This is a genomic window from Bradyrhizobium sp. BR 1432 (assembly GCF_051547705.1).
Lineage (GTDB): Bacteria > Pseudomonadota > Alphaproteobacteria > Rhizobiales > Xanthobacteraceae > Bradyrhizobium > Bradyrhizobium zhanjiangense.
In genome coordinates this window covers 1,444,763-1,461,811 of record NZ_JBPUGF010000003.1, presented here as the reverse complement: position 1 = coordinate 1,461,811, position 17,049 = coordinate 1,444,763, and the positions used below count along the sequence as shown (strand labels likewise).

The following is a 17,049-nucleotide window of genomic DNA, read 5'->3' as shown; positions in this document are numbered from 1 at the left end:
CGCTTCGACGCTCGGGGTGAAAGATCGTCGTTGACGACAACAATTGTCGTGCCCAACATTATGGCCGAAGCAGCCCGGAACGAGGCTGCGGCCGATCCCGGATCCGGGGCGAGGAGGAAACCCGATGACAGTCGCCTCACGCGGTGATGCTGCGAGCCTGTTCGCAACACCCCGAACCGTCGCCGAGCATCGCGCCGACGGCAGCATCGTGCTGCGTTCACCCGAGCCGCTTGGCGAGAGCGCGCGCTGCACCGGCGACTGGCTGGAGCAATGGGCGCGGCAAACGCCTGATACCATCTTCCTCGCCGAGCGCGGCAGCGCCGAAGCGCCCTGGACCACCGTCACCTATGCGCAGGCGCTGCAGCAGGTGCGGGCGGCCGCGTCCTGGATCCTGGCGCAGGGCCTCAGTGCCGAGCGCCCGCTCGCCATCCTCTCCGACAACAGCATCGATCATGCGCTGCTCGCGCTTGCCGCGCAGCATGTCGGCGTGCCCACGGCGGCGATCTCGCCCGCCTATTCGCTGATGTCGAAAGACTTTGACAAGCTTAGGAGCATGATCGCGCTGCTCGAGCCAGGCGCGATCTATGTCTCCGCGATGAAGCCATTTGCCGCGGCGCTAGATGCGATCAGGCCGCTGCACACGGCGCAGATCATCAGCGGCAATGCCGACGATGCCGACGCGCTGTCGTTCCGCACCATTGCGGCGACGCCTGAAACGGCCGACGTCGCAAAAGCCTTCGCCGCGGTGACGCCGGACACGATCGCAAAATTGCTGTTCACTTCGGGCTCGACCGGTACGCCCAAGGCGGTCATCAACACCCAGCGCATGCTGACCTCGAGCCAGCAGGCCAAGGCGCAGACCTGGACGTTCCTCGAACCGGGCCGCGGCGATCTCGTGATCCTCGATTGGCTGCCCTGGAGCCACACCTTCGGCGCCAATCACAATTTCAACCTCGTGCTGCGCAATGGCGGCTCGCTCTATATCGACGGCGGCAAACCGGCTCCGGGCCTGTTTGCGACCTCACTCGCCAATCTAAGAAGCGTGATGCCGACGGTCTATTTCAACGTGCCACGCGGCTTCGACATGCTGATCGCGGCCCTCCGCGGCGACGAGGAGCTGCGCCGCCGCTTCTTCGGCGAGGTGAAGTTCGCGTTCTATGCCGGCGCCGCGCTGCCGCAGAATCTGTGGGATGCGCTGGAGCAGCTTTCCATCGAGACCGTCGGCCGTGCGTTGCCGATGGTCTCGGCCTGGGGCTCGACCGAAACTTCCCCGCTCGCGACCGATTGCCATTTCCTCGCACAACGCTCGGGCAATATCGGCGTGCCTATTCCCGGCACCGAGCTCAAGCTCGTCACTTCCGCTGACAAGCTGGAGGTGCGCGTGCGCGGTCCCAACGTCACGCCGGGCTATTGGAAGGCGCCGGAGCTGACGAAGCAGGCGTTCGACGAAGAAGGCTTCTATCTCATCGGCGACGCCGTGAAGTTTGCCGACGCAAAGCGGCCCGAGCGCGGCCTGTTCTTCGATGGTCGCGTCGCGGAAGATTTCAAGCTCAATTCCGGCACCTGGGTCAGCGTCGGCACGCTGCGCGTCGCCGGCATAGCCGCGCTGGCGCCGCTCGCGCAGGACATCGTCGTCACCGGCCATGGCGGCGATGAGGTGCGCTTCCTGGTGTTCCCGAATATCGCTGCCTGCCGCGCCCATGCCGGGCTGGACGAGACGGCAACTGTGAACGACGTGCTGGCACATGACAAGGTCAGGACCGCGATCGCGCAGGGTCTGGCACGGCTGAAACAGCAGAGCGGCAACTCCTCCGGCCATGCCACGCGCGCGCTACTGCTCGCCGAACCGCCGTCGGTCGACGGCGGCGAGATCACCGACAAGGGCTACATCAACCAGCGCGCCGTGCTGACGCGCCGCGCCGATGCGGTGGCGCGGTTGAATGATGATGAACCGGCGGAGTGGGTTGGCTGTGCTTGACCGGGCGCTCTCCTCACACCTTCTTCGCTTCCACCGCCATCCGCACCGCGAGCCCGGCCAGCACCGTGCCCATCAGCCAGCGCTGCACCAGCAGCCAGCTCGGCCGGCTCGCCAGGAACAGCGCGATCGATCCGGCCGCGAGCGCGATCATCGCATTGACGCTGACGCTGATCGCGATCTGGATCGCCCCTAACACCACCGACTGTGTCAGCACGCTGCCGGCGGTGGGATCGATGAACTGCGGCAGCAGCGCCAGATACAGCATCGCGATCTTCGGATTGAGCAGGTTGGTGACGAAGCCCATCGCGAACAATTTGCGCGGGCTGTCGATCGCGAGCTTCCTGACCTGGAACGGCGAGCGCCCGCCCGGCTTCACCGCCTGCCAGGCGAGCCACAGCAGATAGCCGGCGCCAGCGAAGCGCAGCGCGTCATAGGCGAAGGGAATGGCGAGCAGCAGCGCCGTGATGCCGAACGCCGCGCACAGCATGTAGAACACGAAGCCCAGCGCCACGCCGCCGAGCGAGACGATGCCCGCCGCCGGCCCCTGCGTGATCGAGCGCGAGATCAGGTAGATCATGTTCGGCCCGGGCGTGAGCACGAGGCCGAGGCAGACGAGGGCAAAGCCGAGCAGGGCGGGGGTGTGGGGCATGGGTGAACCGGTGCGGAGAACGCGATGGTTCTAATATGCGAGACGCGGTGAGGCCATCGCGCAATTGCACGGAGGACAATTAGGTTCTCGCTGCGCACACGGTGCGCTCCCTCGCCCCGTTCTTACGGGGAGAGGGTTGGGGTGAGGGGCCTCTCTCCACGGATGAGGTCGCCGAGAGGCCTATACCCCCTCACCCGGATCGCGCGGGACGATGCTCCGCATCGCCGGGGGCGACCCGACCTCTCCCCGCAAGCGGGGAGAGGTGAAGAAAGAGCTTAATGCGCCTCGTCCCAGTTCGTCGCGGCACGCGCGTCGACATGCAGCGGCACCGACAGCAGCACGGCCGGGAACGGGGCGTCCTGCATCACGTGCTGCACGACGGGCAGCGTCGCCTCGACCTCGGCGTCGGGCACCTCGAAGATCAATTCGTCATGCACCTGGAGCAGCATCTGCGCCGACAGCTTCTTCTTGGCCAGCGCATCCTCCACCCGCGTCATGGCGCGGCGGATGATGTCGGCGGCAGTGCCCTGGAGCCGCGCGTTGATCGCGGCGCGCTCGTTGAAGGCGCGCACCGAGGCATTGGAGGCCTTGATGTCAGGGTAGTGGCATTTGCGGCCGAATAGCGTGGTGACGTAGCCGTGGTTGCGGCAGAAGTCGCGCGTCTCGTCCATATAGGCGCGGATGCCGGGGAAGCGCTCGAAGTATTTCTTGATGTAGGCCGAGGCCTCCTCGCGCGCGATACCGAGCTGGTTGGCGAGGCCGAACGCCGAGATGCCGTAGATGATACCGAAATTGATCGCTTTGGCGCGGCGACGGATTTCGCTGGGCATGCCCTTGATCGGGACGCCGAACATTTCCGACGCCGTCATGGCGTGAATGTCGAGTCCGTCGCGGAACGCCTGCTTCAGCACGGGAATGTCGGCGATCTCCGCCAGCAGCCGCAGCTCGATCTGCGAATAGTCGGCGGAGACCAGCTTGTGCCCGGGCGTTGCGACGAAGGCGCGGCGGATCTTGCGGCCGTCCTCGGTGCGCACCGGGATGTTCTGCAAGTTCGGCTCGTTCGACGACAGCCGGCCGGTCGTGGTCGCGGCCAGCGCGTAGGTGGTGTGGACGCGATGGGTCTGTGGATTGACGTAAGTCGGCAGCGCGTCGGTATAGGTCGATTTCAGCTTCGAGACCTGGCGCCACTCCAAAATCTTCTTCGGGAAGTCGTGGCCCTGCTCGGCGAGCTCATCGAGCACCTGCGCGGTGGTCGACCATGCGCCGGTTTTTGTCTTGCTGCCCCCTGGCAGTCCCATCTTGCCGAACAGGATGTCGCCGATCTGCTTGGGGCTGCCGACATTGACCGGCTCGCCTGCGATCTCCTGAATCTCCGCTTCGACCCGTGCTGCGGTCTGGGCGAATTCGCCCGACAACCGCGATAGCACCTGACGGTCGATCGAGATGCCGCGCCGCTCCATGCGTGCGAGCACGGATACCAGCGGCCGTTCCAGCGTCTCGTAGATGGTGGTCATGTGCTCGGCGACGAGGCGCGGCTTCAGCACGCGCCAGACGCGCAGGGCTATGTCGGCGCCTTCCGCCGACAGCGGCGCGGCCTTGTCGATCGGCACCTGGTCGAAGGTGATCCTGCCCTTGCCGCTGCCGAGCAGCTCGTTCTCCTTCAGCATGGCATGGCCGAACCAGCGCTCGGACAGCGATTCGATCGCATGCGAGCCGCGGCCGGCATCGAGCACGTAGGAGATCAGTTGCGCGTCGTCGATGTTGCGCAAGGTGATACCGTGCTGTGCCAGCATCACCGCGGTGAACTTGACGTCGAAGCCGATCTTGAGGATGCCTGACGATTCCAGCACCGGCCGCAGCGCTTGGATCGCGTCGTCGTGCTTGACCTGGTCGGGTGCCAGGCCCGCGTCGAACAGGCCGGCGCCGCCGCCGGATTGCTTGTGCGCGAGCGGCACGTAGCAGGCCTCGTTTGGCGCTACCGCCAGTGCGATGCCGCAGAGATCGGCCTGCATCGGATTGATGGAGTTCGCTCTCGTCTCGATCGCGACATGGCCGACGTCATGGATGCGGGCGATGAAGGCGTTGAGCTCATTAGGCGTCTTGATCGCCTGATACTTGCCGCGCTCGACTGGAAGCTTGCGCAGCGCCTCTTCGCGCGCGGCGGCCAGCGAGATCGGCGCACCCTTCGGGCTCGCGGCTTTGTCCTCCTTGCTCGCCGATTTGTTGCGCTCGCGCGGAGCAGCTTGCGCCGGCGTGCCGGTTCCCGGCGCGGGCACGACATCCGAGGGCGGCAGCGGCGAGAATACGCTGGCGCCCTTGGCATAGCCGGGATCGGCATCGACGTTGGCGGGATCGATCTGCGAATAGTCGGCGACGTGCCGAGTCAGCGTCGTGAATTCCATCGCCTTGAGGAAGGCGATCAGCTTGCGTGCATCCGGCTCGTGGACGGCGAGGTCATCGAGGGGTACCTCGAGCTCGACCTTGTCGTCGAGCAGCACGAGCTGCCGCGAGATCCGTGCCTTCTCCGCGTTCTCGAGCAGCGCCTCGCGCCGCTTCGGCTGTTTGATCTCGCCGGCGCGGAACAACAATTGGTCGAGGTCTCCATATTCGGTAATCAGCTGTGCCGCGGTCTTGACGCCGATACCGGGCACGCCAGGCACGTTGTCGGTGGAATCGCCGGCGAGCGCCTGCACCTCCACCACCTTCTCCGGAGGCACGCCGAATTTCTCGATCACCTCGGGGATGCCGATGCGGCGGTCCTTCATGGTGTCGTACATGGTGACGCAATCGGTGACGAGCTGCATCAGGTCCTTGTCGGAGGACACGATGGTCGTGCTCGCGCCGCGCTCGCAGGCCTGCCGCACATAGGTCGCGATCAGATCGTCCGCCTCGAACCCGACCTGTTCCAGGCAGGGTAGGTCGAAGGCGCGCACGGCCTCGCGGATCAGCGCGAATTGCGGGATCAGATCGTCAGGCGCCGGTGGCCGGTGCGCCTTGTACTCGGGATAGATCTTGTTGCGGAAAGTGATTTCCGACTTGTCGAAGATGATCGCCAGATGCGTCGGCCGGTTGTCCTCGGGCATGTCGCGCAACAGCTTCCACAGCATGTTGCAGAAGCCGAGCACGGCGTTGACCTGGAGGCCGTCGGACTTGCGGTTCAGCGGCGGCAGCGCGTGATAGGCGCGGAAGATGTAGGAGGAACCGTCGACCAGGAAGACATGGTCGCCCTTGCCGGCCGCCTTCGCCGCGACCGGCTTGGCAGCAGCTTTGGCAGCAGCGGATTTGCTCTCGGCGGCCGCCTTGGCCGCGGCAGCCTTGGTTTCAGCTTTGGCGGTGGTCTTCGGGGACGTTTTGGGTGCGGTTTTGGGCATGGCCGCAATGTATGAATTTTTGCGGGCTTTGACAGCCTTGGAAGGCGGATTTTTGGCTCGCTGGCGCCACTATCCCCACTGTCATTCCCCGCGAATGCGCAGGGCTGTCCGGGGAATGATTCACTGTGTCGCGGAGCATGCCCGGGTTTTCCCGGCTTGAAGCAGGTACTTTCTGGTTGTCGAGACTTAGAAAGGGGCCGGGCATGCGGTTTAGCGATAGCATTTTTGGAAGGCTGCTTGAACCGATCAATCGGCGGCAGTTTCAGACGACTGTGGATCGTTTGGATGGCGATGCCTACGACAAGACGTTCGACAGCTGGGATCATCTTGTCGCATTGATATTCTCCCAGCTCAGTGGCGTCGACAGCTTGCGTGCCCTTGAGGCGATCTGGAACGCCAATTCGCATCATCACTACCATCTTGGTGTCGGCAAATTGGCGCGCTCGACGCTTGCGGATGCCAATGCCCGACGGCCGGTCAGTATCTTCGCAGAAGTCTTTGAGCGATTGTCTGGGCATGCCGACCGAGCGCTGAAGCGGGAGGGTGCCGAGATGCTGCGGCTGATCGATGCGACGCCGGTGCCGCTGGATCAACTCAGCACCTGGGCCGGTTGGAACGGACGTACCCGTGGTCTCAAGCTTCACGTGGTTTACGATCCCGGCTCGGATCATCCGCGCCGTCTGGCGATCACGCCGTCGACGGTCAATGACGTCACACCAGCCCAGCAATTCCCGATCGAGGCCGGCGCCACCTATGTGTTCGACAAGGCCTATTGCAGTTATGCCTGGTGGACACGGCTTCACGACGCGGGCGCCTGCTTCGTCACCCGCCAGAAGAAGAATCTGCGCTTCAGAGCTACACGCTGGCGGAAGCTGCGGAAACAAAAGGGGAAGGGCTTTAAAATCATCGACGATGCTGAGGTAAAGCTCCTCAGCAGCTCCAAACTTGCTGTTCCGATGCGCCGCATACGCCTCAAACGCGATGACGGTACAAAACTGACCCTCATCACCAACGATCTGAAGCGTTCGGCCATCGAAATCGCTGCGCTTTACAAAACACGCTGGCAGATCGAGCTGTTGTTCCGCTGGATCAAGCAGCACCTCAAGCTTCGCAAATTTCTCGGCCGCTCCGAGAACGCGGTCCGTCTGCAAATCCTCGCCGCCATGATCGCCTATCTGCTGCTGCGGATCGCCGCACGCGAAAGTCGTCTAATCATGCCGGCTATCCGCTTCGCAGGTCTTGTCGCCGCGTCGCTGTTCGCACGAAAACCAATCGCCGACATCGACCGACCTCCCAAGGTGAACCCATCCGCTGCCCGCGACAGAAGCTCCCCCGACCAGATCAGCTTCTGTTATGCATAGAATTCCCGGACAGCCCTGCGCGAATGCGGGGAATCCAGTACGCCGCGGCCTATCGGTCGATGACGACTGTCTCTGGGATGCTGGGTCGCCCGGTCAAGCCGGGGCGACGACAGCGATCTCGATTACTCCGCCGCCTGCAACACCGCCCCAGTCGTTTTCCTCGGCGCGATCCAGAACGCGTCCGGGCGCTCGAACAGGAAGTGTGCATTGAGCCGCAGCGCGACCTGCCAGATCGCGAGCGCCCCGAGCACGCCGAGAACCGTGACGACCAGCGACACCGTGCCGATATCGGCAATGATGCCCGTGCGCAGCAGCCAGCGTCCGCGTCGCCGCCATCGGCAGGAAGAAGGCGAGATAGATCACGATCGAATGCTCGCCGCAGAAGCGGAGGAAATTCAGCCACTGCGCGCGCGCGAGCAGCGTGCCCATCGTGATGATGGCGCAGGCGCCGGCGAAGCCCAGCACGAGCGAGACGATCTTCCATTCGCTGGCGCCGAATGTGACCAGCCCGGCATTGACCAGCGCCCAGGTCGCGAGCGCTGCAAGCGCAAGGACCGGATGCTTCCGTGCGCGATCCGACAGGGCGAACACGTAAGGCGCGAACAGATAGCCTGAATAGAAATAAACGAAGCGCGCGCAGAACTCGTCGATGACGGTCCAGCCGGTCGTGACGCGTGCCGTCTCCAGCGCGGCGGCTATGATCCAGATCGCGAGCGGCGGGATTTTGCGTGTCAGTTTTGTGACGACGAAGAAGATCGGCAGCAGATAGATGAACCACAGCGTGCCGAACGGCTCGATGAAGGATTTCGAGGTACAAGAGGCCAACCTCGCGCCAGCTCGTTTCTGCCGCGAAGGCCGGCGCCTTGAAGCCGAATTGGATTGTCACCCAGACGACATAGAAATAGGCGAAATGCACCACCTTGCGGTCGAGATAGGTTCGCCAGTCTCGGTCGATCACCAGGGACAGGAACAGGCCCGAAATCAGGAAGAAATCCGGCATCCGGAACGGCTTTGCGAAGGCCACGGCGACATGCATGAAGCCGGTCTGTCCGGCGGCGAGTTCGACCCCGAGCACCGAATGCATCATCACGACCATGACGATGCAGATGCCCTTGGCGTAGTCGACCCAGTCGACACGCACGGCAGAAGGGGCCTTGGAACGCCCGCCCGCAGCGATTGTGCCTGATCGTGCCATGATGTCCCTTTTTGAGGCGTGTTCCGCCAGTCCCTGTCCGTCAGCGGGGCAGTGTGGCGCCTTGCGGTTTCAGACTTCTTTACCGGTTCAATTTCCGGACCGCTTTTTTGTATGCGCCACTGTTCCCTCCCCTCAGGAAAATGCTAAACCGCCCCAGCGTCGGGGGTTCATTAACCAATCTAAAACAGGGATTTTCATGCGCATCGCGATGATCGGCACGGGCTATGTGGGACTGGTGTCCGGGGCCTGCTTTGCGGATTTCGGTCACGACGTCACCTGCGTCGACAAGGACGAGAAGAAGATCGCTGGCCTTCATCGCGGCGAAATCCCGATTTACGAGCCCGGGCTGGACGAGCTGGTGGCGAACAATGTGAAAGCCAAGCGGCTGGATTTCACCACCGACCTGTCCAAGCCGGTCGCGGAGGCCGATGCCGTCTTCATCGCGGTCGGCACGCCCTCGCGCCGCGGCGATGGTCACGCCGATTTGTCCTATGTCTACGCCGCCGCCCGTGAGATCGCGCAATCGCTCACCGGCTTCACCATCGTGGTGACGAAGTCGACCGTGCCGGTCGGCACCGGCGACGAGGTCGAGCGCATCATCCGCGAGACCAATCCGTCGGCCGACGTCGTCGTCGCCTCCAACCCCGAATTCCTGCGCGAAGGCGCCGCGATCCGCGACTTCAAATTCCCCGACCGCATCGTGGTCGGCACCTCCGACGAGCGCGGCCGCAAGGTGATGGGCGACATCTATCGTCCGTTGTCGCTGAACCAGGCGCCGCTGATGTTCACGGCGCGCCGCACCGCCGAGATGATCAAATACGCCGCCAACGCGTTCCTGGCGACCAAGATCACCTTCATCAACGAGATCGCCGATCTCTCGGAAAAAGCCGGCGCCAACGTCCAGGAGGTCGCGCGCGGCATTGGCCTCGACAACCGCATCGGCACCAAATTCCTGCATGCGGGTCCCGGCTTCGGTGGCTCGTGCTTCCCGAAGGACACCAAGGCGCTGATCAAGATCGCGCAGGACTACGACGTGTCCCTGCGCATCGTCGAATCCGTGCTCGCGGTCAACGAGAACCGCAAGCGCGCGATGGCGCGCAAAGTGAGCCAGGCGCTCGGCGGCTCGCTGCGCGGCAAGACCATCGCGGTGCTCGGCCTCACCTTCAAGCCCGATACCGACGACATGCGCGATGCGCCGTCGATCCCGCTGGTGACCGGCCTGATCGACATGGGCGCAACCGTGAAGGCGTTCGATCCCGTCGGCATGGAGCAGGCCCAGAGCGAGCTGCCCAACATCACCTATTGCGAGGATGCCTATACCTGCGCGCAAGGTGCCGAAGCGCTCGTCATCGTCACCGAATGGGTGCAGTTCCGCGCGCTCGATCTCGGCCGGCTGAAAGCGACCATGGCAAAGCCCGTCGTCGTCGACCTCCGCAATATCTACCGCCCCGAGGACATGGAAGCCGCCGGCTTCGTCTACGAGAGCATCGGCCGCCCGTCGGTGCAGGGCTGATGGCGGACTAGTTATCCGCTAAATCCGTCATGGCCGGGCTTGTCCCGGCCATCCACGTCTGTTTTCTAGGCTGGCGAGACCACGTGGATGCCCGGGACAAGCCCGGGCATGACGACGGGATGATTTCTTGCCCGCAGCTTCGACACGCCCCTTCCAATCGATGCCGTGCTCGACGATTTGTCGGGCACGCTGGAAGCGCACAACGCGGCCGTGCTGGTGGCGCCGCCGGGCGCCGGCAAGACCACGCGGGTGCCGTTGGCGCTGTTGGATGCGCCCTGGGCCACGGGTAAGAAGATCATCGTGCTGGAGCCGCGCCGCATCGCGGCGCGCGCCAGTGCCGATCGCATGGCAAAATCGCTCGGCGAGCGTACTGGCGAGACCGTCGGCTATCGCGTCCGCTTCGGCTCCAAGATCTCGCGCGCGACGCGCATCGAAGTGGTGACCGAAGGCATTTTCACCCGCCAGATCCTCGACGATCCCGAACTCTCCGGCATCGCTGCCGTTCTGTTCGACGAATTCCACGAGCGCTCGCTCGATGCCGACATGGGGTTGGCGCTGGCGCGCGACGCGCAAACCGGCCTGCGCGAGGATCTCCGCATCCTCGTGATGTCGGCCACGCTCGATGGCGCGCGCGTGGCAAGATTGCTCGGCGAGGCGCCCGTCGTCGAGAGCGAGGGCCGCGCCTTTCCGGTCGAGACGCGCTATCTCGGCCGCAAGGCGGATGCGCCGGTGGAGCGGCAGATGGCGGATGCGATCGCATCGGCGTTGCGCGCCGATAGCGGCTCGGTGCTGGCGTTCCTCCCCGGCGCCGCCGAGATCCGCCGTACCCAGAACTTCCTCGGCGAACGCGTCCACGACGCTTCCATCGAGATCGTGCCGCTGTTCGGCGCGCTCGATGCCGCCGTGCAGGACCGCGCCATCGCGCCGGCGCCCAAGGGCACACGCAAGGTGGTGCTGGCGACATCGATCGCCGAGACCTCGCTCACCATCGAAGGCGTGCGTATCGTCGTCGATTCCGGTCTTGCCCGCGTGCCGCGCTACGAGCCCGACATCGGGCTGACCCGGCTCGAGACCGTGCGCGCCTCGCGCGCGGCGGTGGACCAGCGCCGCGGCCGCGCCGGCCGCACCGAGCCTGGTGTCTGCTACCGGCTCTGGGACGAGCCACAGACGGTGTCGCTCACGCCTTACACCCAGCCGGAAATCCTCAGCGCCGATCTGTCGTCGCTGGTGCTCGATCTCGCGCAATGGGGCGTCGCCGATCCCACTGCGCTGTCGTTCCTCGATCCGCCGCCGCAGCCGGCCTGGAAGGAAGCCAAGAGCCTGCTTGCCGAGCTCAACGCCCTCGATGGCGACGGCCGCATCACCGCGGAGGGCAAGAGCCTGCGCGCGCTGGCGCTGCCGCCGCGGCTGGCGCGCATGATCGTGGATTCGCATCGTGCAGGCAGCGGCGAGGCCGCGGCCGAGATCGCGGCGATCATCACCGAGCGTGGGCTCGGCGGCGACAGTGTCGATCTCGAACATCGGCGCGATCAGTTCCGCCGCGATCGCTCGCCGCGCGCGGCGAGCGCGCGCGACCTGGCGCGGCGCTGGGCCTCGCAGGTGGCTGCCTCGGAGACGGCGGGGCAGCAGGAGGATCTCTCCACCGGCCTGATGCTCGCCTATGCCTTTCCGGATCGCGTCGCGCGCAACCGCGGCAATGGCGGTTTCGTGCTGGCCAGTGGCCGTGGCGCTTCCGTCGAGCAGACCTCTTCACTTGCCCGCGCGCCCTACATCGCGATCGGCGAAATGACGGGAACGGCGGCGAGCGGACGCATCCTGCTCGCCGCGCAAATCACGCAGGACGAGATCGAGCGCCATTTCGCCGAGCATATCGAGAGTGCCGACGAGATCTCCTTCGATCGTGGCGCCATGGCACTGCGGGCGCGGCGCAAGCGCGCGCTCCATGCGATCACGCTCTCCGAGGCGACACTTGCCGTGTCGCCCTCGAGAGGATACCGCGCGCATCTTCGCGGATGGCCTGATCGCCGCGGGCCTCGACCGGCTGCCCTGGTCGAAGGCCGCCAAGCAATGGCGCGACCGCGTGATGTTCCTGCGCAAGGCCGAGGGCGACAGCTGGCCGGATCTCTCCGATGACGGACTGATCGCGCGCCGCGACAACTGGCTGGTCCCCGCGCTCTACGACAAGATCGCGCTGAAGGACATCTCCGCCGGCGATCTCTCCGACGCGCTGATGGCGCTGCTGCCGTGGGAGATGCGTGCGCGCCTCGACCGCGAGGCGCCGACGCATTTCGAGGCGCCCACCGGCACCATGCTCGCGATCGACTACGAAGCCGAGCAGGGGCCAACCATCGCGGTGCGGCTGCAGGAGTTGTTCGGCCTCAACACCCATCCCTCGATCGCCGCCGGCAAGGTGCCGCTGGTGCTGGAATTGCTGTCGCCGGCGCAGCGCCCGGTGCAGGTGACGCGAGATCTCCCCGGCTTCTGGCGCGGCAGCTACAGCGCGGTACGCTCTGACCTGCGCGGCCGTTATCCGCGCCATCCCTGGCCGGACGATCCGGCCAGCGCGCTGCCGACCCGGCGAGCGAAGCCGCGGGGGACGTAAGAGGTCCTCTCCCCCTGCCGCAGGCGGGCAGAAGTTCAAGCGACCGCATTAACCGTCCGCTCATCCTTTTCGTCAAAATGACACGCGCCCCGGCGTGCCTTCGCTCGCGGACGGGCGCGCCGCGTGGTGAAATCGAGCTTTCGGCTCGGAAGTAGTGTGATGCGCAACATAGTGATCTTCGCGGCCGTCATGATCGGCCTCGGCACCTTTATGGCCCAGATGGCGGACAAGATGAGCTCCGCCTCCGCCACCTCGGTGCCGCGCACGGCGGTGGCAGTCGCCTCCACCGCGCCCGCCGGCGGCCGCAGCCTGGCCATTTCCCGCGACGGCCGCGGCCATTTCCAGACCGAGGGCCGGATCGAGGGCCAGCGCATCGGCTTCATGGTCGACACCGGCGCCTCCGTCGTTGCGCTGAACGAGACCTCGGCCGCACGCTTTGGCCTGCGTCCCTCGCGCAGCGAGTACAACGCCACCGTCTCGACCGCCAACGGCACCGTCAAGGCCGCGCGCACCCGCATCGCCATGTTAGAGGTCGGCGGCCTTATCGTGCGTGACGTCGATGCCATGGTGCTGCCGGACGCAGCGCTGGCGGAGAACCTGCTCGGCCTCTCGTTCCTGTCTCGCCTCAAGCGCTTCGAATACGCCAACGGCCAGATGGTGCTCGAGCAGTAAGTTCGCTTTAACAGCCCGAGGAGGGCCTCCCGCCGGGGCAGGCGGAGTGCTATATTCCATTCATGAACGGCCCCGATGCGATAGCGATTCTGCGACAGTTCGAGCCTGCCCTGCGCGAGCGGGGCGTTTTGCACGCCGCGTTGTTCGGCTCCGTGGCGAGGGGCGAAAATCATTCCGGCAGCGATGTCGATATCATGGTCGAGATCGATCCGGATGCCCGGATCACGGTGTTCGATTACGTCGAGCTCAAGGAATATATTGCCAAGCTCTTTGATGAACCCGTTGACGTCGTCAACCGCGACGGTCTGAAATCATACGTCGCTCCCGCCGCAACGGCCGACGCTGTCTATGCCTTCTGATCGCATCCTCTCCGCGGGCACGTCCTTCGTTACCAAACTGCCGCAATTATCGGCCATAAGCCTTCATTCCCGCCTTCCGCTGCGGCCCGGCATTCGCTAAGGCTGCAGCAAATCCTGCCTCCCTTTTCACGAGACCATCTTAATGTTCCCGAAGCCGAAATCCGTATTGTTGCCCAACACCTATGCCTTCGAATCCGAGCCGATGGTGAAGCCGACGGGGTTTCGCGAGTATGACGCGCGCTGGTTGTTCCAGAAGGAAATCAACCTGATGGGTGTGCAGGCGCTCGGCATGGGGCTGGGTGCGTTGATCGCCGAGCTCGGCGTCAAACAGGAGATCGTCACCGGCCACGATTTCCGCGGCTATTCGGCCTCGATCAAATACGCGCTGATCTCCGGCCTGATGGCCGCCGGCTGCAAGGTGCACGACATCGGGCTTGCGGTGACACCGATGGCCTATTTCGCACAGTTCGATCTCGACGTGCCCTGCGTCGCCATGGTCACGGCCTCGCACAACGACAATGGCTGGACCGGCGTGAAGATGGGCGCCAATCGCCCGCTGACTTTCGGCCCCGACGAGATGACGCGGCTCAAGGAGATCGTTCTGGGCGCCGAGTTCAAGAACAAGGCCGGCGGCTCCTATCAATTCCACGAAAATTATCCGGCGCGTTACATCGCCGATCTCACCTCTCGTCCGAAGCTGACGCGCAAGCTGAAGGTCGTCGCAGCCTGCGGCAACGGCACCGCCGGCGCGTTCGCGCCGCAGGTGCTGGAGGCGATCGGCTGCGAGGTGATCCCGCTCGACACCGAGCTCGATCACACCTTCCCGAAATACAATCCGAACCCTGAGGACATGGAGATGCTGCACGCGATCCGCGATGCGGTGCTGCATCACAACGCCGATGTCGGCCTCGGCTTCGACGGCGACGGCGACCGCTGCGGCGTCGTCGACAACACCGGCGAGGAGATCTTTGCCGACAAGGTCGGCGTGATGCTGGCGCGCGACATGTCGGCGATCCACAAGAAGGCGCAGTTCGTCGTCGATGTAAAGTCGACCGGCCTGTTCGTCACCGATCCCGTGCTGCAGAAGCAGGGAGCGAAGGTCGCCTATTGGAAGACCGGTCATTCCTACATGAAGCGCCGCACCAACGAGATGGGCGCGCTGGCGGGCTTCGAGAAGTCGGGTCACTTCTTCTTCAACAAGCCGTTCGGACGCGGCTATGACGACGGCCTGGTCTCGGCGATCGCGATCTGCGACATGCTCGACCGCGCGCCCGGCAAGTCGATGGCCGACCTGAAGAACGCGCTGCCGAAGACCTGGTCGTCGCCGACCATGTCGCCGCATTGTGCCGACGAGGTCAAATACGGCGTCATCGACAAGGTGGTGAAGCATTTCGAAGGCTTGCAGGCGAAGGGCGCCAAGATCGGCGGCCAGTCGATCCGCGATCTCGTCACTGTCAACGGCGTGCGCGTCACGGTCGAAGACGGCAGCTGGGGCCTGATGCGCGCCTCCTCCAACAAGCCCGAGCTCGTCGTCGTGGTCGAGAGCCCGGTCTCCGAGCAGCGCATGCACGACATGTTCGAGATGGTGAACAGCGTGCTGCGCACCCATCCCGAAGTCGGCGAGTACAACCAGAAGATCTAAGGGGCGTCAGAGGAGCACAACACGCGCCGTAAATCTCCGCTGTCATGCCCCGGCTTGACCGGGGCATCCAGTACGCCGCAGCTTCTCGATTCAATCGCAGGCGTCACGGACTACTGGATCGCCCGGTCAAGCCGGGCGATGACAGCTGTCGTTTGGTGAAAGAGCTAAGCCGCCACCACCGCCGGGATCGGCAGCGCGGTGACCGACTTGATCTTCTCCATCGCGAAGCGCGAGGTGACGTTCTTCAGCGGCACGGCGCTGATCAGCTTCTTGTAGAACACGTCATAGGCCTGCATGTCCGCCACCACGACGCGCAGCATGTAGTCGACGTCGCCGGCCATGCGATAGAACTCCATCACCTCCGGCATGGCGCTGACGGCTTCGGCGAACCGCTTCAGCCAGGCGTCGGAATGGTCGGAGCTCTCCACCGAGACGAACACGGAGATGCCGAGCCCGATCTTGTTCTGGTCGACGAGGGCCACGCGCTTGATGATCACGCCATCGGCCTCCAGCCGCTGGATGCGCTTCCAGCAGGGGGTCGAGGACAGGCCGACGCGATCGCCGATCTCGGCGACGGACAGGGAGGCATCCTCCTGGAGGACCATCAGGATCTTGCGGTCGATGGCATCGAGGCGGCGGCTGGTCTCGGGGATCTGGACGGCAAGGTCGGTCATTTGAAGAACTTTGTTCCATTTCAGGGGCAGATTTCCCTGATATAGAGAAAATCATTCTATAGCAAGTCTATAATGTTTGCGGCCGGTCGGGCATCGCCGCCGGCTGCTCGCTCAAAAACTCTTCAACTTCAACGCGTTGTGGTGCGGCCAGGCCACCACCATGACGGCAGCATTTCAGCGCTGCGGCGGCCGCGGCGAATCGCAGCGCCTGCCGCGCCCCCTTGCCCTCGGCGAGGCGAAGTGTGAAGGCGCCATGGAAGACGTCGCCGGCGCCGAGCGTATCCACCGCCTGGATCGGGAAGGCTGGCGTCTCCTCCAACTCGCCCACCTCGTTCAGCCAGATCGTGCCGAGGGGGCCGCGGGTGGCGGCGAGGAAGCCTGGCGTCAGCCCGGCCAGGCGTTTCAAGGCCTCGCCGTCGTCGGCGACGCCGGCGGTCTCCTGCGCCTGTTCGCTGGCGAACAGCAGATGCGAGGCTGTCGTGAGCAGGCCGTCCTGCAACGACATCGCGCGGTCGACGCCGACGATGACGGGAATGCCGCGCCGGCGCGCCTCAGTGCAGAGCGAGGTCGCGAACGAAGCGCAGCGGCTTTCGACGAGGACCGCACGGCAATCGGCGAGCAATTCGTCCGCGTCCGCCAGCTTCACGCTCCACAAAGCGGGATCACGATAGATCGTGAGGGTCCGCTCGCCGGAGGGCTCGATCATGATCGCCGAGACCGGCGTGGCCAGGCCCGGCATGCGCACGATGTGCGTGGTTTCGATGCCCTCCTGCGCCATCCGTTCGAGGATGAAGCTGCTCGACGTCTCGCCGGCATCGCCCATCGGTCCGGCGAACGCGACGCGGCCGCCGAGACGGGCGATGGCGATCGCGGCATTGAGCGCGTTGCCGCCGCAGATCTCCGCAAGCTGGCTCGCGTTGGCCTTGCTGCCGCGTTCGGGCACGGCCTCGACGCGAAAGGTGAGGTCTCGCACGGGAATGCCGATGCAGAGGATGCGCCGCGCGAGTCCCGCTGCGGTCATCGGCGCTCTCAG

10 protein-coding genes and 2 pseudogenes are annotated in these 17,049 nt (G+C 64.8%); 7 read left to right on the top strand and 5 right to left on the bottom strand.

The window, feature by feature from the left end; all coding sequences use genetic code 11:
• Positions 1-124: 124 nt before the first annotated feature.
• Entirely contained in the window at positions 125-1,978 is a 1,854-nt protein-coding gene (locus tag ACSKB8_RS07095; protein WP_438103419.1) for a feruloyl-CoA synthase, read from the top strand.
• A 13-nt stretch (positions 1,979-1,991) separates the two neighbouring features.
• Here the strand turns inward: ACSKB8_RS07095 and ACSKB8_RS07090 are convergent, their stop codons facing one another.
• Together ACSKB8_RS07090 and polA are read right to left on the bottom strand one after the other, a co-directional pair.
• The gene (locus tag ACSKB8_RS07090; protein ID WP_438103418.1) at positions 1,992-2,627 is read right to left on the bottom strand and encodes a LysE family translocator; all 636 of its coding nucleotides are present in this window, start codon (positions 2,625-2,627) and stop codon (positions 1,992-1,994) included.
• A gap of 275 nt (positions 2,628-2,902) precedes the next feature.
• Positions 2,903-5,998, bottom strand: a complete 3,096-nt coding sequence (polA, locus tag ACSKB8_RS07085; protein ID WP_438103417.1) for a DNA polymerase I — start codon at positions 5,996-5,998, stop codon at positions 2,903-2,905.
• Positions 5,999-6,201: 203 nt separating this feature from the next.
• Between polA and ACSKB8_RS07080 the strand changes: the two genes are divergently transcribed.
• The gene (locus tag ACSKB8_RS07080; protein WP_438103250.1) at positions 6,202-7,359 is read left to right on the top strand and encodes an IS4 family transposase; all 1,158 of its coding nucleotides are present in this window, start codon (positions 6,202-6,204) and stop codon (positions 7,357-7,359) included.
• Between the two features lie 122 nt (positions 7,360-7,481).
• Here the strand turns inward: ACSKB8_RS07080 and ACSKB8_RS07075 are convergent.
• Positions 7,482-8,554 (bottom strand): annotated as a pseudogene (locus ACSKB8_RS07075) (acyltransferase family protein).
• Between the two features lie 196 nt (positions 8,555-8,750).
• Here ACSKB8_RS07075 and ACSKB8_RS07070 point away from each other — a divergent pair.
• The 5 genes and pseudogenes from ACSKB8_RS07070 to ACSKB8_RS07050 all read left to right on the top strand — a co-directional run bounded on the left by ACSKB8_RS07070 (position 8,751) and on the right by ACSKB8_RS07050 (position 15,342).
• Entirely contained in the window at positions 8,751-10,067 is a 1,317-nt protein-coding gene (locus tag ACSKB8_RS07070; protein WP_438103416.1) for a UDP-glucose dehydrogenase family protein, read from the top strand.
• Between the two features lie 165 nt (positions 10,068-10,232).
• A pseudogene (hrpB, locus tag ACSKB8_RS07065) lies at positions 10,233-12,669 on the top strand (ATP-dependent helicase HrpB).
• A gap of 159 nt (positions 12,670-12,828) precedes the next feature.
• Entirely contained in the window at positions 12,829-13,341 is a 513-nt protein-coding gene (locus ACSKB8_RS07060) for a TIGR02281 family clan AA aspartic protease (RefSeq protein ID WP_438103415.1), read from the top strand.
• Between the two features lie 62 nt (positions 13,342-13,403).
• On the top strand, positions 13,404-13,700 hold the full coding sequence (locus ACSKB8_RS07055) for a nucleotidyltransferase family protein (protein ID WP_438103414.1): 297 nt from the start codon (positions 13,404-13,406) through the stop codon (positions 13,698-13,700).
• 142 nt (positions 13,701-13,842) lie between these two features.
• Positions 13,843-15,342, top strand: coding sequence for a phosphomannomutase/phosphoglucomutase (locus tag ACSKB8_RS07050; protein ID WP_438103413.1), 1,500 nt, complete (start codon positions 13,843-13,845; stop codon positions 15,340-15,342).
• Between the two features lie 164 nt (positions 15,343-15,506).
• On the opposite strand, the gene ACSKB8_RS07045 is transcribed toward ACSKB8_RS07050, so the two are convergent.
• Both ACSKB8_RS07045 and ACSKB8_RS07040 read right to left on the bottom strand, forming a co-directional pair.
• Positions 15,507-16,016 carry an Lrp/AsnC family transcriptional regulator gene (locus ACSKB8_RS07045; protein ID WP_008542650.1) on the bottom strand — a complete coding sequence of 170 codons (510 nt, stop codon included), beginning with the start codon at positions 16,014-16,016 and terminating at the stop codon, positions 15,507-15,509.
• Positions 16,017-16,083: 67 nt separating this feature from the next.
• Positions 16,084-17,037: a PfkB family carbohydrate kinase gene (locus ACSKB8_RS07040; protein WP_438103412.1), complete on the bottom strand. Its 954-nt coding sequence runs from the start codon at positions 17,035-17,037 to the stop codon at positions 16,084-16,086.
• Positions 17,038-17,049 lie beyond the last annotated feature (12 nt).